This is a genomic window from Kutzneria sp. CA-103260 (assembly GCF_018263855.1).
Lineage (GTDB): Bacteria > Actinomycetota > Actinomycetes > Mycobacteriales > Pseudonocardiaceae > Kutzneria.
In genome coordinates, this window is record NZ_CP073318.1 from 5,863,204 (window position 1) to 5,884,990 (window position 21,787).

Sequence of the window (21,787 nt, forward strand, 5' to 3'; positions counted from 1 at the left end):
TCGATCTCACCGTCTCGGTCGTTTCCGACGTCCGGGACGTTGTCGACAATCCTTGGCCCATCTGATGCCCGCCGAGGTCGACGACCCGATGGCGCCGCAGCTCGCCGGGATTGTCCACAGCCGGCGGACCGTGCCCGGCCTCGTCCGCGCCCTTTCGGCGTGCGGGCGATCTTCGATGGGGAACTCGCGGAAGGACGACGGCTTCCGCGCCCTCGTCAAGGACCACGCGCTCTGGCTCGCTCAGTAGATGACGAGCGGTTTTTCGGGCAGTGCGGGCAACGTCTCCGGAAGGGAGTCGAACGTCAGGCGGTCGCTGAACACCGGCACAGGGTCGACGACCCTGTCGGCGCTCGTGCCCAAGCGCAATCGCGCCCTCGAACGGCGTCCGCCCGGCGATCACCGCCCGGTCCAGCCGGCAAGCCGCGGGCCTACCTTGCTGTCACGGTGTCCGCGACCGCGACCGTCGACGGCTTCGGGCCTAGAGCAACGCCCCGCCGGAAACCTCCAGGCGTTCCGCGGTGACCCAGCGGAGGTCCGCAGAGGAGGCGATCGCGGCGATCGCGTCGCCGATCTCCTCGGGCTTGCCGACCCGGCCGAGTGCGGTCCGCGCGGCCAACGTCCCGCGCAGTTCCACGTCGTCGCGCATGGCGCCGCCGTTGAAGTCGGTGGCGCTCGGGCCGGGCGCGACCGCATTGACCCGAATGTTTCGCTGGCCCAGCTCGACGGCCAAGCTGCGGGAGAACGCCTCCACCGCGGCCTTCGACGCGGCGTAGACCGACGTGCCCGGGCTGACGTGGCGGGTCATCGAGGTGGAGACGTTGATGACACGACCACCGTCGGCGATGTGCGGCGCAAGCGCCTGGACCAAGAAGAACGTGCCGCGGAAATTCGTCCCGACCAGCGCGTCGAAGCTCTCGATCGTGACGTCCTCCAACAGGCCGAACAACCCGATGCCGGCGTTGTTCACCAGGATGTCGAGCTTCGTGGTTCCCCATCGACGCCGAAGGGCGTCGAGCAGCTCCGCCGTGAAGGCTCCGAACGACTCGGCGTCGCTGATGTCGAGAGGCAGCGCGAACGCGTCACCGCCCGCCGCTTCGATCATTCGGACGGCCTCGTCGGCGCCCGCCGAGCCCTCCCGATAGGTGAGGACGACCTTGACGCCACGCCTGGCCAGGGCGAACGCGGCGCTACGGCCGATCCCCCGGCTCGCCCCCGTGACCAGCGCGATTCGCTGTTCCGACATCGACCGACTCCCAAGGTAAGTAAGTATTGATTTACTAGTACACTAGGAGCCGGCTCATCCCACTGTCAACCGACCGCGCCGAGACAGGACCACCGCATGCCCGCACGCGACAGCCAAGCAACGAAGGCCCGGATCCTCGAGGCAGCCGTGACCGAGTTCGCCGAGCACGGCCTGGCCGGCGGCAGGATCGAGCGCATCGCGCGGGAGGCCGGCTCCAACGTTCGGATGATCTACGCCTACTTCGACAACAAGGACGGGCTCTTCGATGCCGCGCTCACCAGCGCGATCCAGTCGATGGCCGCGAAGGTCGCTCCCCGCCCGGAGGATCTCCCCGGCTGGGCGGGCGACCTGTTCGACTACCACCGCGCCGAACCCGCCGCCCTGCGAATCAACATGTGGGCTCAGCTCGAGCGTCCCGAAGCGGCGTCCGAGCCACTGGAGAGCTACCTTGCCAAGACCACCGCGCTGGCCGGTGCCGATGCCGCTCCGCTGACCGCTGTCGACCTCCTCGTCTTCATCTACGCGGTGTCGCAGGCCTGGTATCTGACACCGGTCGGCCTGCTCAAGGCGGACGGCGCGAACCCCGACGATCCCCGGCGGATCGCCGCACACCGCGAAGCGGTCGTTGCCGCCGTGACCCGCATCGCGCGCCCTGTCACGTGATTCGTTCGGCGTGATCGCGCAGGTCAGAGACCCGGCACGGTGACAAGATCAACGAGAACGAGCGAGCTGCCTGGGATGATCGCGTGGTAAGTGAGGCGAGGCCGGCCGCGGACACCGTTGAATCGCACGGAACGCGCGGCAAAAGCACAGCGACCCGACGATCAGCTGGCCGGCGCACCTGATCGGGCTGATCGCCGGAGTCGTCTGCGGGTGGCTGTTCTGCGAGCGCCGGCCGAAAACAGAGCGCCTACCCCGCCGAGCCTGACCCTGCCGGACGCGCCGACTACTTCCCGGTGAAGACGGCCTTGCGGCGTTCGATGAAGGACTGCACGCCCTCGGCGGCGTCGGCGCTGGTCAGCAAGGGCTGAAGGTCGGGGGCGAGGCGGGAGAGGGCCCCGGCGGGGTCGTCGAGGGAGGCCCGCGAGGAGGCCAGGGTGGCACGGACGCCGAGCGGAGCCTGGGCGGCGATGCGGCTGGCCAGCTCGACGGCCCGGTCGACCTGCTGCCCGAGCGGCACGACCTCCTGCACGAGCCCGATGCGATAGGCCTCGGCGGCGTCGAACTCGTCGCCGGTGAGCAGCCACCGCATGGCGTTGCCCCAGCCGGCGACCTGGGGCAGCCGCACGGTGGCCCCGCCGAACGGGTAGATGCCGCGCTGGATCTCGATCTGGGCGAACCGGGTCCCCTCGGCGGCCACCCGCACGTCGGAGGCCAGCAGCAGCTCGATGCCCAGCGTCAGGCACCAGCCCTGGGCGGCGGCGACCAGCGGCTTGGTGCGCGCGGGACCGGTGATGCCGAAGGGGTCGATCGATCCCTCGGCGAAGGTGAGGCCGGAGCCGTTGAGGGTGGGCGCGACCTGGGCCAGGTCGAGGCCGGCGGTGAAGTGGTCGCCGTGCGCGAACAGCACTCCCACCCGGACGTCGGGGTCCCGCTCCAGTTCGCCGTAGGCGGCGGCCAGCTCGGCCAGCATGTCCGTGGTGAACGAGTTGCGCTTGTCCACCCGGTCCAGCCCGATCAGCAGCAGGTGCTCCCGGCGTTCCACGGTGACCGACATCGAACCCTCCCGGCTGGGTTTTACTTTGAGACTCAATACTCAACCCGAGACGGTCGAGTTCCGCAAGTGCCGGCATACTGGCCGGGTGGTCAATCATCGCGAAGTGAGCGTCAACGGTCTCACCATGCACATCGCCGAGCAGGGGACGGGACCGCTGGTCCTGCTGCTGCACGGCTTCCCGGAGAGCTGGTACTCCTGGCGGCACCAGTTCCAGCCGCTGGCCGACGCCGGCTTCCACGTCGTCGCCCCGGACCAGCGCGGCTACGCCGGCACCGACCGGCCCGAGGCCATCGACCAGTACACGCTGCTGCACCTGGTCGGGGACGTCGTCGGCCTGATCCACGCCCTCGGCGAGCGGGAGGCCGTGGTCGTCGGCCACGACTGGGGCGCCCCCGTCGCCTGGAACACGGCGCTGCTGCGCCCGGACATCATCCGCGGCGTGGCCGGCCTGAGCGTGCCGCCGACCCGCCGGGCCCCGGCCAAGCCGCTAGGCCTGCTGGAGCAGCGCTTCGGCAAGGGCTTCTACCAGATCTACTTCCAGGAGCCGGGCGTCGCGGACGCCGAGCTGGGGCGGGACATCAAGGACACCTTCCGCCGCTTCCTGGTCGCCGCCTCCGGCGACGGCACGGTCAGCCCGTCGAACGGGGAGAACACCGGCTTCCTGGACTCGATGCCGTACCCGGAGACGCTGCCGTCCTGGCTGACCGAGGCCGACCTCGACGCGTTCACCGAGCAGTACCAGCGCAACGGCTTCACCGGCGGCCTCAACTGGTACCGCAACATCGACCGGAACTGGGAGCTGACCGCGGCCTGGGCCGAGGCGAAGATCACCCCTCCCGCGCTGTACTTCACCGGCACCAAGGACGTGGTCCGCTCCTTCGGCGCGCCGGACTTCATCGAGAAGCTGCCGGAGCTGGCGCCGAACCTGCGGGGCGTGGTGGACCTGGAGGGCTGCGGCCACTGGACGCAGCAGGAGCGTCCGGATGAGGTCAACGCCGCTCTGGTGGAGTTCCTGAAGGGGCTCTGAATCGATGTCCGGGCGTAGCCTGGATTTTTGATGGGCATCTTCCTCGAACTGCTGGTCAGCCTGCTCGGCATCGGCGTTGTCGGGCTGGCCAGCAGCGCGCGGGTGGTCAAGCAGTACGAACGGGGTGTGGTGTTCCGGCTGGGCCGGGTGCGCGACGCCCCGCGCGGCCCGGGCCTGACCATGCTGGTGCCGGCCGTGGACCGGATGACCAAGGTCAGCCAGCAGATCGTGTGCATGCCGGTGCCGGCGCAGGACGGCATCACCCGGGACAACGTCACCGTGCGGGTGGACGCGGTCGTCTACTTCTCCGTCGTGGACCCGGTCCAGGCCGTCGTGTCGGTGCAGGACTACCAGTTCGCGGTGTCGCAGGTGGCGCAGACCTCGTTGCGCTCCATCATCGGCAAGAGCGAACTGGACGACCTGTTGTCCAACCGGGAACGGCTCAACGAGGGCCTGGAGCTGATGATCGACAGCCCGGCGCTGGGCTGGGGCGTGCACATCGACCGGGTGGAGATCAAGGACGTCGCGCTGCCGGAGACGATGAAGCGCTCGATGTCCCGGCAGGCCGAGGCGGAGCGGGAGCGGCGGGCCCGCGTCATCTCCGCGGACGGCGAGTTGCAGGCGTCACACAAACTGGCGCAGGCGGCCGCGACGATGGCGGACACGCCGGCCGCCCTGCAGCTACGGCTGCTGGAGACGGTGGTCGAGGTGGCAGCCGAGAAGAACTCGACTCTCGTGCTGCCGTTCCCGGTGGAGCTGCTGCGCTTCCTCGACCGGGCGGCGGCCGAGCGCGCCGTCGACAGCGACGGCGCCCTTGGAAAGGCGGACTAACATTGGTTGCCGTGACGGCATTCCCAGCTCGATCCCCCGATACGGTCGCGGGCCTGCGTAGCGCGGTGGACGCCGCCCTGACCGAGCTGCTCTCCGCCCAGCCAGAGCCGGAGCGGGTCTGTCCCGGCCTGTCCGCGGCCCTGTCGGCCTGCGCCTTCGCCGAGATCGACGACATCGGCGACGCACCGCGCCTGCTGCGCGCCGCCGTCGACCACGCCGGCTACGAGGAATTCGCCGAGGCGCGCATGCTGCTCGTCGCCGGCCAGCACGTGCTGCGGGCCACGGTGGCCCGCCGTGCACTGCTGATCCCCACGCGGCGCGACCCCGCACCGGCCGAGGCTGCCCCGATGACCCCGGCGCGGGTTCACAGCACCTGACTGTCCCCCAACGGTTTCTCGAACGGCAGCGGTCCGCGCAGCGTCGCCGGATCGGCGTCGACGTCGAACAGCGGCCGGTAGCCGGCCCGCAGGTAGAGCCCGCGGGCCTCGGGCTGGCGCGGGCCGGTGGTGAGGTAGATCCGGGTGTAGCCGCGGCGGGCCGCCTCCCACTCCAACTCCTCGACGACGATGCGGCCCAGGCCGCGGCGGCGGTGCCCGGAGTGCGTCCAGATCCGCTTCAGCTCGGCGGTCCACTCGTCGTAGCGCCGGAAAGCGCCGCCGGCCACCGGTTCGTCTCCGTCGTACAGCAGCAGGAACGCGCCGCCGTCGGCCTCCTCGAACTCCTGGTTGGGATAGCTGGACAGCTCGGTGTTGCGGCCGTAGCGGGTGCTGTACTCGAATTCCAGCTCGCGGAACAGTGGTTCCGCCGCCGGGTCGGCCGGCTTGGTGTAGACGAACTTCACGCCGACACCCGTTCCCGATCGCGCTCGGTCGCCGGTGTCCACAGTGCACAGTCGTGCCGCGCAGATGTTGGTCGCCGCGGGTACGGCGGGCGAGGCGCCGCCGATTCCCAGGAACTCACCAGGCATGACGGTCGGTTCCCCCTGATTCGCCGGAGCTCGAAGACCTCGTCAGTCCAGCCGATTTCCCCGGCCGTCGTCGGACTTCCCAGTTGCTGGGACGGGTCGTCGGCGCTGGCTACGCTGGACCGGAGGCCGATGGGGGTACGAGATGAGCACGCTGGTTTTTGTGGGCGCCGGCCCGCGGGCCACCGGTCTGCTGGAGCGCATCTCGGCCAACCTGCCGGAGTTCCCGCAGTCGCTGGACATCCATCTGGTCGACCCGCATCCGCCGGGCGCCGGCCGGGTGTGGCGGCACGAGCAGTCGCCGCTGCTGCGGATGAACTCGATGGCCGAGGACGTCACCATGTTCACCGACGCCAGCGTGGTCTGTGCGGGCCCGATCCGGCCCGGGCCGTCGCTGTACGAGTGGGCCGAGCAGGTGCGGGCCGCCGGCCTCGACGATCCGGCGCTGACCGAGCAGGTGCGGGCCCTGACCGGATCCACCTTCCCCACCCGACAGCTCCAGAGTCGTTACCTGGAGTGGGTTTTCGACACCGTGGTCAAGGAGTTGCCGGACACCGTCACGGTGACCGTGCACCAGACCACCGCCCTGAGCGTCGACGACGGTCCCGACGGCCGGCAGGTGATCACCCTGGCCGACGGCGAGACGCTGGTCGCCGACATCGCCGTGCTGGCCCTGGGGCACCTGGACTCCGTGCCGACCAGCGCCCAGCAGGAGCTGGCCCGGTACGCCGCCGACCACGATCTCCGTTACATAGCGCCGGAATACGCCGCCGACACCGACCTCTCGGTGATCCGGCCGGGCGAACACGTCGTGATGCGCGGGTTCGGGCTGTCGTTCATCGACCTGATGGTGCTGCTCACCGAGGGCCGCGGCGGCCGCCTCGTGGACGGCCGGTACGTGCCCTCCGGCCAGGAACCCGTGCTGCACGTGGGTTCGCGGCGCGGCGTGCCGTACCACTCCAAGACCACCTACCGCCTGCTCGCCGACCGTCCGCCGCTGCCCCGCTTCTTCACCCCCGAGGTCGTCGACGGGCTGGCCCCGGGTTCCGACTTCTTCACCGACGTGTGGCCGTTGGTGGCCAAGGAAGTCGCCTGGGCGTACTACCACGAGCTGTTCAACGGGCACCCCGACCGGGTGCGGATGGACTGGGTCGACTTCGACCGCTGGTTCGCGCCGCTGCCGTGGGGCAGCCCCACCCTCGATTCCCTGATCCGTCGGGCCGTGCCGTCGGTCGACGACCGGATCGACTTCGAGAAGCTGGACCACCCGCTGCGGGGCCTGGACTTCTCCCCCGCTCTGCTGCGCGACTACATCGCCGCCGACATCGCCCGCCGCACCGACGACCGGTTCAGCGCCGACCTCGGGGCGTTCTTCGGGCTGCTGTCCTGCTACGGACTGCTCGGGTCGCTCAAGTCGCTTCGGCCTGAGTCCCAGGTGCGGGACCTCGACGGCTGGTGGCACGGGTTCTTCAGCTTCATGGCCAGCGGTCCGCCCGACGACCGCCTCCGGCAGTTGCTGGCCCTCTCCGACGCCGGCATCGTCCAGTTCCTCGGCCCCGACATGTGGGTCCGCCCCACCGACGGCGTTTTCCTCGCCGGCGGCACCGGCTCCGACACTGTCACCGCCACCGCCCTGGTCGAGGCCTACCAGCCCAAGCCCTCCGTCTCGGCCAGCACCTCCGACCTGCTCAGCCGCCTCGACGGCGTCGAGGAGGTCCTGGTCGACGGCGACTTCTCCGTGCGCACCGGCCTGCTCCGCATCGCCCCCGACGGCCGCGTCATCACCCCTTCCGGCGAACCGCACCCCCGACGCTTCGGCGTCGGCTTCTACTCCTCCGAACGCGCCGTCCCCGCCTTCGCCCGCCCCCGCACCAACGCCCCCGCCTTCCGCCAGAACGACGCCACCGCCCGCGCCCTGCTGGCCACCCTCCGCCTGGACTGATCCTCTTCCTGGGCCGAGCCGGCGCACCGGCGTGACGGGGCTCTACTGGTCGACATACCGCCTGGTCGGTATGCTCGCGGGAAACCGCCGCCCAGCTCAAGGAGGAGCACGTGCCGGAGACGAGCCAACGGGTCGCCATCGTGACCGGAGCAGCCCGGGGAATCGGCGCCGCCACCGCGGTGCGGCTGGCCGCCGACGGCTTCGCGGTCGCCGTGCTCGACCTGGACGAGGGCGCGACCAAGCAGACCGTGGACACGGTCGTCGAGGCCGGCGGCCGGGCGATCGGGGTGGGCGCGGACGTCAGCGACGCCGAGCAGGTGCAGGCCGCGGTGGACCGGGTGGCCGCCGAGCTGGGCGCGCCGACCGTCCTGGTGAACAACGCGGGCGTGACCAAGGACAACCTGATCTTCAAGATGTCCGAGGGCGACTGGGACACCGTGATCAACGTGCACCTGCGCGGGTCGTTCCTGATGACCCGGGCGGTGCAGAAGCACATGACCGAGGCCAAGTGGGGCCGGATCGTGAACCTGTCCAGCACCTCGGCGCTGGGCAACCGCGGCCAGGTCAACTACTCGGCGGCCAAGGCCGGCCTGCAGGGCTTCACCAAGACCCTGGCCATCGAGCTGGGCAAGTTCAACGTCACGGCCAACGCCATCGCCCCGGGCTTCATCGCCACGGACATGACGGCGGCCACCGCGGAGCGCCTGGGCGTGGGCTTCGAGGACTTCAAGACGATGGCGGCGCAGCAGATCCCGGTGAACCGGGTGGGTGTGCCCGACGACATCGCGCACACCGTCTCCTTCCTGGTCAGCGACGGCGCGGGCTTCGTGTCGGGCCAGGTCATCTACGTCGCCGGAGGCCCCCGTGACTGACCTCGCGACCAAGGTCGAGCAGTTCCTGGCCGAGCACCCCACCGCGGGCGCGGACCCGGTGCAGTGGCTGGGCGCCCGCTTCGACGCCGGCCTGGCCTGGGTGCACTTCCCGGTCGGCCTGGGCGGCCTGGGCGCGTCCCGCTCCGCCCAGCAGGCGGTGGACGAGGCGTTCCTGGCCGCGGACGCGCCGCAGCCCAATCCGGCCGCGCCGGTCATCGGCTACGGCATGGCCGCGCCGACCATCCTCAAGTTCGGCACCGACGAGCAGAAGCAGCGCTTCCTGCGCCCGCTATACACCGGCGAGGAGGTGTGGTGCCAGCTGTTCAGCGAGCCCGGCGCCGGCTCCGACCTCGCCACCCTGGCCACCCGCGCCGTCCGTGACGGCGACGAGTGGGTGGTGGACGGCCAGAAGGTGTGGACGACCATGGGCCACGTGGCCCGCTGGGGCATCCTGGTCGCCCGCACCGACCCGTCGCTGCCCAAGCACCAGGGCCTGAGCTACTTCCTGTGCGACATGACCGACCCGGGCGTGGACGTCCGGCCGCTGCGCCAGATCACCGGCGAGGCCGAGTTCAACGAGGTGTTCCTGTCCGGGGTGCGAGTCCCGGACGCGCACCGGCTGGGCGCGGTCGGCGAGGGCTGGAAGGTCGCCACCACCACGCTGATGAACGAGCGCGTCACCATCGGCGCGCACGCCGCCGAGCGCGAGGACGGCCTGATCGGCATCACCGCCAAGACCTGGCGCGAGCACCCCGAGCTGCGCACGCCCGGCCTGCACGACCGGCTGCTGCGGCTGTGGGTGGACGCCGAGGCGCTGCGGCTGACCGCGGAGCGCCTGCGCCAGGGCCTGGCCGCCGGCCAGCCCGGCCCGGAGGGCTCGGCCGCCAAGCTCACCTTCGCCACGCTCAACCAGGCCATCACCGGTCTCGACGTGGAGCTGCACGGCGAGGACGGCCTGTCCTACCACGACTGGACGATGCGCCGGCCCACCGACGCCGACTGGGCCAGCCGCGACGCCGGCTTCCGCTACCTGCGGATGAAGGGCAACTCCATCGAGGGCGGCACCTCGGAGATCCTGCGCAACATCATCGCCGACCGGATCCTCCAGCTGCCCAAGGAACCGCGTGGCGACGTCGACATCCCGTGGAAGGACCTGCCCCGATGAGCGACTTGCTGTACGGCGAGGTCGAGAACGATCTGCGGGCCTCGGTCCGCGACCTGCTCACCGACCGCTCGCCCTGGACGTCGGTGCTGGCCCGGGTGGAGACCGACAAGCCCTACGACCTGGAGCTGTGGCGGACCCTCGCGGCCGAGATGGGCCTGGCCGGCCTGCTCGTGCCCGAGGACCTTGGCGGCGCCGGCGCGTCGGCCCGTGAGGTCGCGGTGGTGCTGGAGGAGCTGGGCCGCGCGGTGACGCCGACCCCGTTCCTGGGCAGCGCCGTGCTGGCCACCAGCGCGCTGCTGGCCGCCGGCGACACCGAGACCGTGGCGGAACTGGCTGCCGGGCAACGGATCGGCGCGCTGGCGGTGCCGCTGACCACCGCGCCGCAGGCCGCTTTCCCTGAGCTGGTACGGGTTGTGGACGGCAAGCTGACCGGCCGCGTCGGCAGCGTCGTGGACCTCGAGGTCGCGGATGTCGTTGTGGTGCCGGCGATCGGCGCCGACGGGCCGGAGCTGCACGTGGTGCAGACGGCGTCGGCGGGCGTCACCGTCACGCCGATCACGCCGCTGGACCTCACCCGTCGCATCGCGGCGCTGGAGCTCGACGGCGCCGAGTCCCGAAAGCTCACCGGGGACGCCGTCGCCGCGTTGCGGACGGCGCTGACCGCCGGCGCCGGTCTGCTGGCCGCCGAGCAACTTGGCGTCGCTCAGTGGTGCCTGGACACGACCGCCGAGTACGTCAGCACCCGGCACCAGTTCGGCCGGCCCATCGGCTCGTTCCAGGCGCTGCGGCACCGGCTGGCCGACCTGTGGGCGTCGGTGTCCTCCGCGGTCGCCGTCTCCCGAGCCGCGGCCGACGCGCTGGCCACCGGGTCCGATGTGGACATCGCCGTCGCGGTGGCGGCCTCGTTCTGCTCGGAGCTGGCCGTGCACGCCGCCGAGGAGGCGCTTCAGCTGCACGGCGGCATCGGCATGACGTGGGAGCACCCGGTGCACCTGTACCTGGGCCGGGCCAAGAGCTCCGAGCTGGCTCTGGGCACTCCGGAGAAGCACCGCGACGCGCTGGCCGCGTTCGTCAACCTGCCGGCCTGACAAGGAGTTCACTGATGCGCGTGTTCGCCGATCTGGACGAGGTGAAGGCCGCCAAGGGCGAGCAGCTCGGCTCCAGCGACTGGCACCTGGTGACGCAGGAACAGGTCAACCTGTTCGCCGACGCCACCGAGGACCACCAGTGGATCCACGTGGATCTGGAGAAGGCGGCCAAGGGTCCGTTCGGCGGTCCGGTGGCCCACGGCTACCTGACGCTGAGCATGCTGGCCAAGTTCTCCGGGCAGCTGTGGCAGGTGAACGGCCTGTCGATGGCCGTCAACTACGGGCTGAACAAAGTTCGCTTCCCGCAACCAGTTCGGGTGGGCAAGCGGATCCGGGCCCACGGCCAGCTGGCCGACTTCGCCGAGAACAAGATGGGCCTGCAGGTGACGGTTCTGATCACCGTCGAGATCGAGGGCGAGGACAAGCCCGGCTGCGTGGCCGAGTCCCTCGCCCTGTTGGTGCCCTGACCAGCTAGGTCACGGATCGGCAACTCCGCCAGCGGCCCGAGTGGGCAGCTGGGACAGTGCTCCGACGGCGGGACCCGCCCGCCGTCGGAGCACCGGAGACAGCAGTGAACTACGACCAGACGGCGTCCAGCGGCCTCAGCCCCGCCGTCGCCATCATCTTCGGCGTCATCTACGTCGCCTTCATCGTGTTCGAGATCGCGGCGTACTGGAAGGTCTTCGCCAAGGCCGGCCGTCCCGGCTGGGGCGCGATCATCCCGTTCTACAACATCTATCTGATGATCAAGGTCGCGGGCCGGCCCGGCTGGTGGCTGATCCTGTACATCATCCCGATCGTCAACTTCGTCATCCACCTGATCGTCTCGCTGGACATCGCCCGCAACTTCGGCAAGGGCAGCGGGTTCGGCGTGCTCGGCCTGTGGCTGTTCAGCTTCATCGGCTTCCCGATCCTGGGCTTCGGCTCGGCCCAGTACCAGGGTCCGCGGCCGGCCCAGCAGTACTGACGACCCTCGGTCATCGCCCGTTTCCTTTGTAGGATCGGGCGATGACCGATGTCGTGCTGGCGGAGAACACCGACGGGGTGCTGCTGCTCACCCTGAACCGGCCGGACAAGCTGAACGCGTGGACCCCCGCGATGGAGGAGCAGTTCTTCGGCGCGCTGGCCACCGCCGACGAGGATCCCTCGGTGCGGGTGATCGTGGTGACCGGCGCCGGGCGCGGCTTCTGCGCCGGGGCCGACCTGACCGCGCTGGGCGCGGTGGACCCGTCGGCGATCACCGAGGCCGACATCCACCCCAGCGGCAAGCCCATCAGCTACGCGCTGTCGCTGCGCAAGCCGGTGATCGCCGCGATCAACGGCGCGACCGCCGGCATCGGCCTGGTGATCGCCCTGTACTGCGACGTGCGGTTCGCCGCCGACGACGCCAAGTTCACCACCGCGTTCTCCCGCCGCGGCCTGATCGCCGAGCACGGCATCGCCTGGCAGCTGCCCCGGGTGGTCGGCGTCAGCCGGGCCATGGATCTGTTGCTGTCCAGCCGAATCCTGCTCGGCGAGGAGGCCGGCCGGATCGGCCTCGTGGACCACGTGCGGCCGGTGGACGAGGTGTTGCCGGCCGCACTGGCCTACGCCCGGGAGCTGGCCGAGAACTGCTCCCCGCAGTCCATGGCGATCATCAAGCGGCAGGTGTACCAGGCGCTGGAGTCCGAACTGGACCCGGCGCGGCGGGAGGCCGTCGCGCTGATGCTCGCCTCGTTCGCCCAGGACGACTTCCGCGAGGGCGTGCTGAGTCACCTGGAGAAGCGGCCGCCGAAGTTCGCGCCGCTTGACCCTGACACGGTGTGAGCCCGTAGACCTGACGGCATCATGTTCAGCATCGGAGACTTCGCCCGGCTGGGGCTCGTGTCGGTCCGCATGTTGCGGCACTACGACGGCATCGGGCTGCTGCCGCCCGCCCACGTCGACGACGCCACCGGCTACCGCCGCTACGCCGCCGACCAGCTGCCCCGGCTCAACCGGATCGTCGCGCTGTCCAAGCTCGGCTTCACCCTCAAGCAGGTGGCCGAGATGCTCGACGACGCCGTCAACGCCGAGCAGTTGCAGGGCATGCTGCGGCTGCGCCGCGCCGAGCTGGCGGCCCAGGTGGCCGCCGACAGCGCCCGGCTGGCCCAGGTCGAGTTCCGTCTCCGCAGCATCGAGAGGGAGGGCAAGATGCCGTCGATCGACATCGCGCTCAAGGAGGTGCCGCCGGTTCGGGTGGCCGAGCTGACCGGCCTGGCCGCCAGCTACGGGCCGGAGGACATCGGGCCGGTGATCCAGCCGCTGTACGCCCGTGTGGAGGCCGAACTGGCCCGGTCCGGACTGACTGTCTCGGGGCCGGGCATCGCGTACTACGAGGACGTCGCGGACGGTGTGCTGGTGCATGCCGCGATCACGGTGTCCGGCGAGATCACCAATGATGTGGAGCTGAAGCTGGTGGACCTGCCGGGCGTGGAGCTGGCCGCCACCACCGTGTACCACGGTCCGATGTCGGAGTGCGGTCCCGTCTACGACCAGATGGCGCACTGGCTGGCCGAGAACGGCTACCAGAGCTCGCTGTACGCCCGCGAGGTGTACCTGCACTGCCCGCCGGGTGTCGACCAGCAGGGGTGGATCACCGAGTTCCAGATCCCGGTGGCCCGGAACTGAAGGGGTGGCTGGTCGTGGCCCGCCGCCACGTGACCACGACCAGCCACTGAACAGAGTGTGTCCGGATCGGCACAAAGCGGCAATGCTCCAGATGGAAGCGCTCTCACCAACCGGTTTAGACCAACTGGCGGACGACATAATTCACGTCATGTACTAACACTCCCGCGAGTCCCGCTCTCAGGCAAGCGAAATGCGGGTTTCCGACCGGGACAGCTACTGGGCGGCGACCTCGTTCCAGGTCAGCTCCCGCTGGTAGCCGTGCCGCCAGCCGCGGGCGTGCACCGGGTCCGTGCGCGGGTAGTCGCCGTCGGTGGCCTTGGCGTCGACGTTCTGCCCGCTGTCGTAGAAGCACTGCAGCGCCCGGTAGCCCCAGTCCTCCACACCGCCCCAGGAGAACTGCTGCGCGTTGGACCCCAGCGGGGAGGTGCCGGGCTGCTCCATCAGGATCGGGCCCACGTCACCCCCGGTGCAGGCCATCACCTCCGCCTTGCCCAGGTTGAACAGGGTGAACTGGCCGTCCGGGCCGAGCTGCATCCACGAGCAGTACGGGTTGCCGATCGCGGTGCCCTGGGACTGCACCCAGACCGAGTCGTTGGACGGGCTGGCACACAGCACGGAACCCGGGAAGCCGCCGTTCTGGAGCATCACCGCGCCGGGCGGCGCGGCCGGCGCGGCCGATGCGGTGGCCGCGGACACGCCGGCAAGGCAGGCCGCAGCGGCGAGAACGGTCAGCAGACGGCGACGAGACGCCCAGTTGGTTCCCAACATGTCGACGGAACTCCTTTACACTGCACGGAAAAGCTGACAGTCCGAACTTAGACGGTCTGGATTGGAACCGTCTAGATATGACCGTCTAAGTTCGGACGGTCGGCGGCAGGACATTGCTCCGACAACCGGTCAGCAGTGGAAGGTAAGATGCGACGCATGAGCCTGCGGCATGCACTGATCGGACTACTGCGCGAGCGGCCGGCCAGCGGCTACGACCTGATGCAGGTGTTCGACAAGTCCCTGCACCAGGTCTGGCCGGCGACCAAGAGCCAGGTGTACGCCGAACTGGCCAAGCTGGACGAGGCCGGGCTGATCACCGTCACCGCCGAGGGGCCGCGCGGCCGCCGGGAGTACGCGCCGACCGAGGCGGGGCTGGCCGAGCTGCGCCACTGGATGCTGGAGACCACGCCCGACGAGACCCAGCGCAGCGAGACCCTGCTGCGGGTCTTCCTGCTCGGCGCCCTGGACCGCGCGCAGGCCAAGGACTTCATGCTGGCGATCCGGGAGCGCACGCTGGCCGACCTGGCCCGGCTGGACGCCCTCACCGAGAGCATCGACTGGGACTGGCGGGCGGACGACGACCTGCTCCGCTACGGCGCCATCGTGATGGAGTGGGGCCGCCGCATGATGGAGATGACCCGCGACTGGTCCGAGTGGGCCGCCACCCGCATCCCCGACTGAAACCGCGAGTCCCGCTCTCAGGCAATCATGTGTCGAGTTCCGGAACTCGACACTCGGTTGCCCGAGAGCGGGACTCGCGAGGGGCTAGCTGGTGGTGAAGGCGTCGAAGTCGACTTCGGCGGTGGTGCCGGGGGCGTGCGAGATGGCGTAGACGCCGACGTCCTGGGTGGCCGCCGCCGACGGCACGGTTCCGGTGCCCACCAGGGTCCAGTTGGTCCCGTCCACGGAGTAGTAGCCGCTGAACGTGGTCCCGCTGCGCACCAGCTTCAGCCAGGCCGGGTACACCGCCGACGCCACCGAGGCCTGCTGGTCCAGCAGCCCGTCGCCGTCGCTGTCCCAGTCGAGCAGGAAGCCGTTGCCGGGCGTCTCGGCCAGGATGACAAAGCCCTTGCCGCCGTTGGCGTCGCCGATGTCGTTGCGCACCATGATGCCGGCCTTGGCCCAGACGTTGCTGTTGTCCTGGGAGTCGATCCGCACCACGGTCTCCGAGCCGTCATGTTCCTTGCCCGGCAGGTACATCGAGCCGTACTCGTTGGTGGTGTTCCACAGGTCCGCACCCTGGGCCTGGATGCCGAGCCGGTCCCCGACCTGGCTGAACTGCGCGGTGGTCGAGGCGAACGTCTGGTACGGCCCGGTCACCGGGTGATTGACGGTGGTCGAGTCGGCGGCGGCCTGCTTGGCGGAACCGCCCAGCAGGTAACGGAAATCAGCGCTGGCGCTGACCGACGAGGTGGTGAACAGCTTGTCGGACGGGGAGATCGTCACCGTGAACGGCACCCGGATCTTGCCGCCGGGCCACACCACCGGCTGCGACGGCGCGTTGGCCGGCGACACCGTGGCTCCCGAAGACGCCTGCAGCGCAAGGGAAACGTCCCGAAGCGGAGTCGAGCCGTTGTCCACGAACTCCAGCACGCCGGTCCGCTTGAGGCTGTCCGACGGGGCCGGGTCCCAGGTCAGCGACACCGAGGTGTTGGGCTTGACCCCGAGGTCGGCGTGACGCAGGGCCTTGACCCGGTACAGGGCGACGCCGTGCGCCGGCACGTCGGTGGAGATCGCGCCGGTCGACTCGGTCGTCGAGTGGTTCCACAGGTCCTGCAACGAGTAGTCGGCGGCCTTGGGCAGCCCCAACGCGGCGGCGGTGGTCGACACGGCCCGCGGCGCGGTGGCGGTGTTGAACAGGCCGACGATCACGTCGCCGTTGGTCTCAGTCTTGGCGAACACCTGGGTGTTGGCGTCGCTGGAGATTCGCTTGGCGTCAATGGCGTCCTGGTCGACGGCCAGCACGTCGGCGTTGCGCAGCAACGACAGGTCGGTCGGGTCCAGGTGCGTGAGGTCGGTGCCGAGGAACAGCGGCGAGGCGGCCAGCGACCACAGGCTCATCTGCGTTTTGCGCTCGTCCGGGGTCAGGCCGTCGTTAGCGCCGTTGCCGACCTCCAACGAGTCGTAGTCGTTGAAGCCCTTGGGCCCGCCGTACGGGGCCCAGGCCGCGACCTGGTCGAAGCGGCTGGCCACCGACGCCCACGTGGTCAGCGGGTAGCTGGAGTCGTTGGGGCCGCAGTAGCACTCCACGTCGCCGCCGGTCCGCCAGCCGTCGGCGGTGTCCTGCCACAGTTTGGCGTTGTTGATGTCCAGGCTGTTGGACAGCTCAAGGTGGATCTGGCGGCCGCTGTTCTTCAGGGCTGTCGACCAGCCCTGCACGTCCTGCGCGTCCTGGGTGCCGACACCGTCGAGCTTGAGGTAGTCCACGCCCCACGAGGCGAACTGCTTGGCCCACGAGTCGAGGAACGCCTGTGCGCCGGGCTTGCTGTAGTCGATGCCGACCATGCCGCCGCAGTTGTAGTTGGCCTCGCTGGACGAGGTCGCGATGTCGGCGGCGTGGTAGGGCGTGCCCTCGATCGCCGTGTTCTGCGCGACCGCCTGCTTGGCGATGCCAGGCGTCGCGTACAGGCCGAACTTGAGGCCGAGCGAGTGCACGTAGTCGGCGGTGGCCTGGATGCCGTTCTTCGCGCCCTGGGCCGGGAACTTGGTCGAGTCGATCACCCAGCGGCCGTACTGGTCCACGTTGGGGCCCTGCGCGCCCGGGCACTGGTACCAGAAGTCGTCGATGTTGACGTACTGGTAGCCCAGCCGGGTCAGGCCGCTGTCCTTCATGGCCTTGGCCTGCGCCTGGATGGTCGCGGCGGTGGGATTCTTGCGGACGAAGCTCCAGCTGCTCCACCCCAGCGGCGGCCGGACCGTCGGTGAGCTGTCGGCGGCGGCCGTCGGAGCCGTCACGGCGAGACCGGTGATCGTCAGCAGGCCGGCTAACGCCGCGGTCAGGACGCGGTTCCTCATGTGTCGGTTTCCTTCCACCCCGGTGTGAAAGCGGCACGACTCCGCCCAGAAACGAACGGAATCGAACACGACTCGGCAGAGCTCACCAAAACGGGTCACGGGTGTCAAGACTGTGTTTTCGCCGCGCGTTCCGCGCGGGGCTCGGCCCCCGGGTAGCCGATGCCTCGCCCTTGCCGGATTTCACCCGCCGCATGCGGCTTGGGCGGCGGGGCGCGTGGGGTGGCGGCGGGCGAAATCCGCCAACCAGGCGAAGCATCGGCGGGGCCTCGCACTCTTCTGCGTCGACAGCCCCCCACAGACCCCCACTCAGAAGGGCTCGGTCAACGGCTTGACGAAGCGCGCGGCCTGGTCGCAGATGTCCTCGTAGCCGAGGCCGCGGTAGAAGCTGTGCGCGGCGACCCGCGCCCGGGAGCTGGTGACCTCAATACGCCAGCAGCCAAGCCGGCGGGCCTCCCGCTCGACCTCCGCCACCAGCTGGCTTCCCACCCCCTGGCCACGGCAGGAGTCGTCGACCACCAGCGCCGCCAGCCGGCCCTGCGATGCGTCGTACTCCAGCAGCTGCATCGCATGCAGGGCGGCCACGCCCGACACCACGCAGTCCACCTCGGCGACGAGCAGCGCGCTGCGCGAATCGGCCAGCCACGCGTCCACCCGGACCCGCACCCGCGCCTCGTCGGTGGGATATCCCAACTGGTCCAGCAACTCCGTGATGCGCGGGACATCCGTGACAGCGGCCGGTCTGATCATGATCCCCATCCGGCCAGTATGCCCAGCGCGGTCAGCGGGCGGTGCGGATCATCTCGCCGAGGCGGTACACCATGCGCGAGGCGTCGCCAGGGGTGACGGTGGCCCAGTTCTGGCCGTCGCGGCCCGGGGAGACCACGCTGAAGTAGCGGCCGGCAGCGTTGTCGAACCAGCTCATGCCCGGCAGCCGGCGCACCCGGCCGCGCTGGTCGAACAGGCCGACGCCGATCTGGCCGAGACGCAGCACCTCGGGCTCCAGCATGGCGGCCAGGGCCTTCTGCTGGTCCTTGGACGCGGACTCGGCCGTACGCCGCGTGACCGCCAGCGGCTGCGGCATCGACGGCCGGCCGTCCGCGGCGCCGCCGACCAGGCCGGCCGGCAGCGAGACCTCCTGCCCGGGCCCGGCCTTGGTCGGCGGCAACAGGCTGACGATGCTGGCCGCCAGGGCGGTGTCCCGGGTCCACTCCAGCCGGACCGTCTGTCCCTCCTGGACGGCCAGCACGGCGTCCCGACCCCGGGCCGCGGCGGTGGCCCGCAGCATCGCCGACGTCTCGCGCACGTCCACGGTGGAGATGGTGTCCAGCTGGATGTGCGGCCGGGCCACCAGGGCCATCGCGGCGGCGATCGGCCCGACCACCCGGCCCCGCTCGGTCACCCCCCGCTCCTCCAGGTCGGCGTGCACGGCGGCGCGGATACGCAAGCGTTCCTCATAGGTCTCCCCGTAGCTGGGGACCTGGAAGGGGTACGGCGGCGCGCCCAGCCGCAGTTCCTCCCAGAGCATGTCGAACGCGGCCAGCGAGACAGTGACGATCGGTGACATCGAGCCTCAAGCTACCGCAGATCCGAGGCCCCCACCGCTGGAACGACAGGCTCACATTGACGGTCACGCCCGACCGCAGTATGTTCGGACAGAGAACCGATGTGCGCAATACGAACACCGACAGCACGAGCACCGGGGAGCGCAGATGGCTCGGATCGGGACCCTCGCGGAGGGGGTGTCGGCGGTCGTCCACGACGGCGACACGGTGGCGTTCGAGGGCTTCACGCACCTCATCCCGTTCGCCGCCGGGCACGAGGTGATCCGGCAGCGGATCCGCGGCCTCACACTGGTCAGGATGACCCCGGACGTCATCTACGACCAGCTGATCGGCGCCGGCTGCGCCCGCAAGCTGGTGTTCTCCTGGGGCGGCAACCCGGGTGTCGGCTCGCTGCACCGGTTCCGCGACGCGGTGCAGCACGACTGGCCGGCCCCGCTGGAGCTGGAGGAGCACAGCCACGCCGGCATGGCCAACCGGTACGTCGCCGGCGCGTCGGGCCTGCCGTTCGCGGTGCTGCGCGGCTACCGGGGCACCGACCTGCCGGCCCAGACCGACAACATCAAGCCCATCACCTGCCCGTTCACCGGCGAGGTGCTCACCGCGGTGCCGGCGCTGAAGCTCGACTCGGCGGTCATCCACGCGCAGCGGTCCGACCGCGAGGGCAACGTGCAGCTGTGGGGCATCACCGGCGTGCAGAAGGAGGCGGTGCTGGCCGCCACCCGCTCGCTGGTCACGGTCGAGGAGATCGTGGACGAGCTGACGCCGGTGCCGGGGGCGGTCGTGCTGCCGTCCTGGGCGGTCGGGCACGTGGCGGCGGTGCCGGGCGGCGCGCATCCGTCCTACGCGGCCGGGTATTCGGTCCGGGACAACGACTTCTACCAGGAATGGGACGCGATCAGCAGGGACCGCGACGAGTTCACGCGCTGGCTGGAGGACCTGAAGTGAGCGAGCTTGCGAGCGAACCATTGAACACAGGGACGCTGTTCAGGCTGCCGACGAAGGAGGCAGCGTGAACTACACCGCCGACGAGATGATGACCGTCGCCGCGGCGCGGGCGCTGGCCGACGGCGTCGTCTGCTTCGTGGGCATCGGCCTGCCCAGCACCGCGGCCAACCTGGCCCGCCGCACCCACGCCCCCGGCCTGGTGCTGGTGTACGAGTCGGGCACGCTGGGCGCCAAGCCGGACCGGCTGCCGCTGTCCATCGGGGACGGCATCCTGGCCGAGACCGCGGACGCGGTGATCGGCGTGCCCGAGGTGTTCAACTACTGGCTGCAGCCGGGCCGGATCGACGTCGGTTTCCTGGGCGCGGCCCAGATCGACAAGTACGGCAACATCAACACCACCGTGATCGGCGGCGACTACCGCAACCCCAAGGTGCGGCTGCCCGGCGCCGGCGGCGCGCCCGAGATCGCGGCCTCCTGCAAGGAGGTCATCGTGGTGGTGCGGCAGAACCAGCGCGCGTTCGTGGACCGGGTCGACTTCGTCACCTCCTTCGGCTTCGGCCGCGGCCCCGGCGAGCGCGAGGAGCTCGGCCTGCGCGGCGGCGGCCCGCGCCGGATCATCACCGATCTCGGTGTGCTGCAACCGGATCCGCGGACCTGCCAGTTCGTGCTCACCCACCTGCACCCCGGGGTGGAGCTGGCCGACGTGAAGGCGGCCACCGGGTGGGACCTGGGCGTCTCCCCCGACCTCAGCCGGTCGGCGGCGCCCACCGAGGAGGAGCTGTCCGTGCTCCGGGCCCTGAAGGCGGCGTCATGACCACCGACGTGTTCATCGCGGACGCGGTCCGCACCCCCATCGGCAAGTACGCCGGCGGCCTGGCCAAGGTCCGCCCGGACGACCTGGCCGCCGGCACGCTGAAGTCGTTGCTGGCACGGAACTCCGGGCTCGACCCGGCCCGGATCGACGACGTGGTGCTGGGCGACGCCAACGGGGCCGGCGAGGACAACCGGGACGTGGCCCGGATGGCCACGCTCCTGGCCGGGCTGCCGGTGTCGGTGCCGGGCAGCACGGTCAACCGGCTGTGCGGCTCCGGCATGGAGGCGGTGATCGGCGCGTCCCGGGCGGTCGCGGTCGGCGACGCGTCGATCTGCGTGGCCGGCGGCGTGGAGTCGATGACCCGGGCCCCGTGGGTGCTGCCCAAACCCGACCACGCCTTCGACCGCGCGCACGAGACGCTGCACTCCACCACCCTGGGCTGGCGCATGGTCAATCCGCTGATGCCCGAGCAGTGGACGGTCAGCCTGGGCGAGGCCACCGAGATCCTGGCCGAGAAGTACGGCATCGGCCGCGAGGCCCAGGACGTGTTCGCCGCGGGCAGCCACCACAAGGCCGCGGCCGCCTGGGAGCAGGGCGTGTTCGCGGACGAGATCGTCCAGGTGTCCGGGGCTGAGCTGGCGCGGGACGAGACCATCCGCCCCGACACCTCGGTCGAGAAGCTGGCCCGGCTCAAGCCGGCGTTCCGGCCGGACGGCACCATCACCGGCGGCAACGCGTCCCCGCTCAACGACGGCGCCGCTGCCCTGCTGATCGGCGACCAGGCCGGTCTCGACTCGTTCGGCGGCCGGCCGCTGGCCCGCGTCGCCGCTCGCGCCGCGCACGCCGTGGAGCCGCAGTTCTTCGGCATCGGCCCGGTCGAGGCGGCCAACAAGGCCCTGGCCCGGGCCGGCATCGGCTGGTCCGACCTGAGCGTGGTCGAGCTCAACGAGGCCTTCGCCGCCCAGTCGCTGGCCTGCCTGTCGCTATGGCCGGAACTGGACCCGACCATCGTCAACCCCCACGGCGGCGCGATCGCCATCGGGCACCCGCTCGGCTGCTCCGGGGCCCGCATCCTGGGGTCGCTGGCCTGGGAACTGCACCGCCGGGGCGGCGGCTGGGGGCTGGCCGCCATCTGCATCGGCGTCGGCCAGGGCCTGGCCGTGGTCCTCGAAGCCTGAACGGAGA

At 70.5% G+C, this 21,787-nt stretch carries 23 protein-coding genes; 16 read left to right on the forward strand and 7 right to left on the reverse strand.

Annotated features, from left to right (window positions below):
• Window positions 1-478: 478 nt before the first annotated feature.
• Window positions 479-1,243 (reverse strand): SDR family NAD(P)-dependent oxidoreductase, encoded by a 765-nt coding sequence (locus JJ691_RS25590; protein ID WP_211762193.1) that lies wholly within the window; start codon window positions 1,241-1,243, stop codon window positions 479-481.
• Window positions 1,244-1,339: 96 nt separating this feature from the next.
• On the opposite strand from JJ691_RS25590, the gene JJ691_RS25595 reads away from it, so the two are divergent.
• Complete coding sequence (locus JJ691_RS25595; protein WP_211762194.1) at window positions 1,340-1,906, forward strand: TetR family transcriptional regulator; 567 nt, start codon at window positions 1,340-1,342, stop codon at window positions 1,904-1,906.
• Window positions 1,907-2,189: 283 nt separating this feature from the next.
• Here the strand turns inward: JJ691_RS25595 and JJ691_RS25605 are convergent, their stop codons facing one another.
• Entirely contained in the window at window positions 2,190-2,960 is a 771-nt protein-coding gene (locus tag JJ691_RS25605; protein ID WP_211762195.1) for a crotonase/enoyl-CoA hydratase family protein, read from the reverse strand.
• A gap of 103 nt (window positions 2,961-3,063) precedes the next feature.
• On the opposite strand from JJ691_RS25605, the gene JJ691_RS25610 reads away from it, so the two are divergent.
• The 3 genes from JJ691_RS25610 to JJ691_RS25620 are packed head-to-tail and all read left to right on the forward strand — an operon-like array spanning window position 3,064 to window position 5,195.
• Window positions 3,064-3,987 (forward strand): alpha/beta fold hydrolase, encoded by a 924-nt coding sequence (locus JJ691_RS25610; RefSeq protein ID WP_249227007.1) that lies wholly within the window; start codon window positions 3,064-3,066, stop codon window positions 3,985-3,987.
• 30 nt (window positions 3,988-4,017) lie between these two features.
• The gene (locus JJ691_RS25615; RefSeq protein ID WP_442912427.1) at window positions 4,018-4,818 is read left to right on the forward strand and encodes a slipin family protein; all 801 of its coding nucleotides are present in this window, start codon (window positions 4,018-4,020) and stop codon (window positions 4,816-4,818) included.
• A gap of 11 nt (window positions 4,819-4,829) precedes the next feature.
• Window positions 4,830-5,195 (forward strand): hypothetical protein, encoded by a 366-nt coding sequence (locus JJ691_RS25620; RefSeq protein WP_211762197.1) that lies wholly within the window; start codon window positions 4,830-4,832, stop codon window positions 5,193-5,195.
• Here JJ691_RS25620 and JJ691_RS25625 read toward each other — a convergent pair.
• The gene (locus JJ691_RS25625; protein ID WP_211762198.1) at window positions 5,183-5,785 is read right to left on the reverse strand and encodes a GNAT family N-acetyltransferase; all 603 of its coding nucleotides are present in this window, start codon (window positions 5,783-5,785) and stop codon (window positions 5,183-5,185) included. The two genes, JJ691_RS25620 and JJ691_RS25625, sit on opposite strands and share 13 nt — an antisense overlap.
• 142 nt (window positions 5,786-5,927) lie before the next feature.
• Between JJ691_RS25625 and JJ691_RS25630 the strand changes: the two genes are divergently transcribed.
• From JJ691_RS25630 to JJ691_RS25665, 8 genes are all read left to right on the forward strand, one after another.
• Entirely contained in the window at window positions 5,928-7,724 is a 1,797-nt protein-coding gene (locus JJ691_RS25630) for an FAD/NAD(P)-binding protein (protein WP_211762199.1), read from the forward strand.
• Between the two features lie 110 nt (window positions 7,725-7,834).
• Complete coding sequence (gene fabG / locus JJ691_RS25635) at window positions 7,835-8,596, forward strand: 3-oxoacyl-ACP reductase FabG (RefSeq protein WP_211762200.1); 762 nt, start codon at window positions 7,835-7,837, stop codon at window positions 8,594-8,596.
• The gene (locus JJ691_RS25640) at window positions 8,589-9,761 is read left to right on the forward strand and encodes an acyl-CoA dehydrogenase family protein (RefSeq protein WP_211762201.1); all 1,173 of its coding nucleotides are present in this window, start codon (window positions 8,589-8,591) and stop codon (window positions 9,759-9,761) included. Before fabG ends, JJ691_RS25640 begins: the two co-directional genes overlap by 8 nt.
• On the forward strand, window positions 9,758-10,849 hold the full coding sequence (locus JJ691_RS25645; protein WP_211762202.1) for an acyl-CoA dehydrogenase family protein: 1,092 nt from the start codon (window positions 9,758-9,760) through the stop codon (window positions 10,847-10,849). Before JJ691_RS25640 ends, JJ691_RS25645 begins: the two co-directional genes overlap by 4 nt.
• Before the next feature lie 14 nt (window positions 10,850-10,863).
• Window positions 10,864-11,316: a MaoC family dehydratase gene (locus JJ691_RS25650; RefSeq protein ID WP_211762203.1), complete on the forward strand. Its 453-nt coding sequence runs from the start codon at window positions 10,864-10,866 to the stop codon at window positions 11,314-11,316.
• A gap of 104 nt (window positions 11,317-11,420) precedes the next feature.
• Complete coding sequence (locus JJ691_RS25655) at window positions 11,421-11,816, forward strand: DUF5684 domain-containing protein (RefSeq protein ID WP_211762204.1); 396 nt, start codon at window positions 11,421-11,423, stop codon at window positions 11,814-11,816.
• Window positions 11,817-11,857: 41 nt separating this feature from the next.
• Window positions 11,858-12,655 carry an enoyl-CoA hydratase gene (locus tag JJ691_RS25660; protein WP_211762205.1) on the forward strand — a complete coding sequence of 266 codons (798 nt, stop codon included), beginning with the start codon at window positions 11,858-11,860 and terminating at the stop codon, window positions 12,653-12,655.
• 21 nt (window positions 12,656-12,676) lie between these two features.
• The gene (locus JJ691_RS25665; protein WP_211762206.1) at window positions 12,677-13,498 is read left to right on the forward strand and encodes a MerR family transcriptional regulator; all 822 of its coding nucleotides are present in this window, start codon (window positions 12,677-12,679) and stop codon (window positions 13,496-13,498) included.
• Window positions 13,499-13,711: 213 nt separating this feature from the next.
• Here the strand turns inward: JJ691_RS25665 and JJ691_RS25670 are convergent, their stop codons facing one another.
• On the reverse strand, window positions 13,712-14,266 hold the full coding sequence (locus JJ691_RS25670; RefSeq protein ID WP_211762207.1) for a hypothetical protein: 555 nt from the start codon (window positions 14,264-14,266) through the stop codon (window positions 13,712-13,714).
• Between the two features lie 156 nt (window positions 14,267-14,422).
• On the opposite strand from JJ691_RS25670, the gene JJ691_RS25675 reads away from it, so the two are divergent.
• On the forward strand, window positions 14,423-14,947 hold the full coding sequence (locus JJ691_RS25675; protein ID WP_211762208.1) for a PadR family transcriptional regulator: 525 nt from the start codon (window positions 14,423-14,425) through the stop codon (window positions 14,945-14,947).
• A gap of 84 nt (window positions 14,948-15,031) precedes the next feature.
• On the opposite strand, the gene JJ691_RS25680 is transcribed toward JJ691_RS25675, so the two are convergent.
• The 3 genes from JJ691_RS25680 to JJ691_RS25690 all read right to left on the reverse strand — a co-directional run bounded on the left by JJ691_RS25680 (window position 15,032) and on the right by JJ691_RS25690 (window position 18,845).
• Window positions 15,032-17,281, reverse strand: coding sequence for an alpha-galactosidase (locus JJ691_RS25680; RefSeq protein ID WP_211762209.1), 2,250 nt, complete (start codon window positions 17,279-17,281; stop codon window positions 15,032-15,034).
• Window positions 17,282-17,587: 306 nt separating this feature from the next.
• Window positions 17,588-18,037, reverse strand: a complete 450-nt coding sequence (locus tag JJ691_RS25685; RefSeq protein WP_211762210.1) for a GNAT family N-acetyltransferase — start codon at window positions 18,035-18,037, stop codon at window positions 17,588-17,590.
• Between the two features lie 22 nt (window positions 18,038-18,059).
• Window positions 18,060-18,845, reverse strand: coding sequence for an ESX secretion-associated protein EspG (locus JJ691_RS25690; RefSeq protein ID WP_211762211.1), 786 nt, complete (start codon window positions 18,843-18,845; stop codon window positions 18,060-18,062).
• Window positions 18,846-18,990: 145 nt separating this feature from the next.
• Here JJ691_RS25690 and JJ691_RS25695 point away from each other — a divergent pair, with 145 nt between their 5' ends.
• The 3 genes from JJ691_RS25695 (at window position 18,991) to JJ691_RS25705 (ending at window position 21,780) form a co-directional block, all read left to right on the forward strand.
• Window positions 18,991-19,788, forward strand: a complete 798-nt coding sequence (locus JJ691_RS25695; protein ID WP_211762212.1) for a CoA transferase subunit A — start codon at window positions 18,991-18,993, stop codon at window positions 19,786-19,788.
• A gap of 85 nt (window positions 19,789-19,873) precedes the next feature.
• On the forward strand, window positions 19,874-20,602 hold the full coding sequence (locus JJ691_RS25700) for a CoA-transferase subunit beta (RefSeq protein WP_211771706.1): 729 nt from the start codon (window positions 19,874-19,876) through the stop codon (window positions 20,600-20,602).
• Window positions 20,599-21,780: a thiolase family protein gene (locus JJ691_RS25705; RefSeq protein ID WP_211762213.1), complete on the forward strand. Its 1,182-nt coding sequence runs from the start codon at window positions 20,599-20,601 to the stop codon at window positions 21,778-21,780. The genes JJ691_RS25700 and JJ691_RS25705 overlap by 4 nt, the downstream gene beginning before the upstream one ends.
• The last annotated feature ends 7 nt before the right edge of the window (window positions 21,781-21,787 follow it).

Bases quoted from the DNA above. Each gene is read 5' to 3' on its own strand.
- JJ691_RS25590 (WP_211762193.1), bottom strand. From the start codon at position 1,243: ATGTCGGAACAGCGAATCGCGCTGGTCACGGGGGCGAGCCGGGGGATC.
- JJ691_RS25595 (WP_211762194.1), top strand. From the start codon at position 1,340: ATGCCCGCACGCGACAGCCAAGCAACGAAGGCCCGGATCCTCGAGGCA.
- JJ691_RS25605 (WP_211762195.1), bottom strand. From the start codon at position 2,960: ATGTCGGTCACCGTGGAACGCCGGGAGCACCTGCTGCTGATCGGGCTG.
- JJ691_RS25615 (WP_442912427.1), top strand. From the start codon at position 4,018: ATGGGCATCTTCCTCGAACTGCTGGTCAGCCTGCTCGGCATCGGCGTT.
- JJ691_RS25625 (WP_211762198.1), bottom strand. From the start codon at position 5,785: ATGCCTGGTGAGTTCCTGGGAATCGGCGGCGCCTCGCCCGCCGTACCC.
- JJ691_RS25630 (WP_211762199.1), top strand. From the start codon at position 5,928: ATGAGCACGCTGGTTTTTGTGGGCGCCGGCCCGCGGGCCACCGGTCTG.
- JJ691_RS25645 (WP_211762202.1), top strand. From the start codon at position 9,758: ATGAGCGACTTGCTGTACGGCGAGGTCGAGAACGATCTGCGGGCCTCG.
- JJ691_RS25650 (WP_211762203.1), top strand. From the start codon at position 10,864: ATGCGCGTGTTCGCCGATCTGGACGAGGTGAAGGCCGCCAAGGGCGAG.
- JJ691_RS25660 (WP_211762205.1), top strand. From the start codon at position 11,858: ATGACCGATGTCGTGCTGGCGGAGAACACCGACGGGGTGCTGCTGCTC.
- JJ691_RS25665 (WP_211762206.1), top strand. From the start codon at position 12,677: ATGTTCAGCATCGGAGACTTCGCCCGGCTGGGGCTCGTGTCGGTCCGC.
- JJ691_RS25670 (WP_211762207.1), bottom strand. From the start codon at position 14,266: ATGTTGGGAACCAACTGGGCGTCTCGTCGCCGTCTGCTGACCGTTCTC.
- JJ691_RS25675 (WP_211762208.1), top strand. From the start codon at position 14,423: ATGAGCCTGCGGCATGCACTGATCGGACTACTGCGCGAGCGGCCGGCC.
- JJ691_RS25680 (WP_211762209.1), bottom strand. From the start codon at position 17,281: ATGAGGAACCGCGTCCTGACCGCGGCGTTAGCCGGCCTGCTGACGATC.
- JJ691_RS25685 (WP_211762210.1), bottom strand. From the start codon at position 18,037: ATGGGGATCATGATCAGACCGGCCGCTGTCACGGATGTCCCGCGCATC.
- JJ691_RS25690 (WP_211762211.1), bottom strand. From the start codon at position 18,845: ATGTCACCGATCGTCACTGTCTCGCTGGCCGCGTTCGACATGCTCTGG.
- JJ691_RS25695 (WP_211762212.1), top strand. From the start codon at position 18,991: ATGGCTCGGATCGGGACCCTCGCGGAGGGGGTGTCGGCGGTCGTCCAC.
- JJ691_RS25700 (WP_211771706.1), top strand. From the start codon at position 19,874: ATGATGACCGTCGCCGCGGCGCGGGCGCTGGCCGACGGCGTCGTCTGC.
- JJ691_RS25705 (WP_211762213.1), top strand. From the start codon at position 20,599: ATGACCACCGACGTGTTCATCGCGGACGCGGTCCGCACCCCCATCGGC.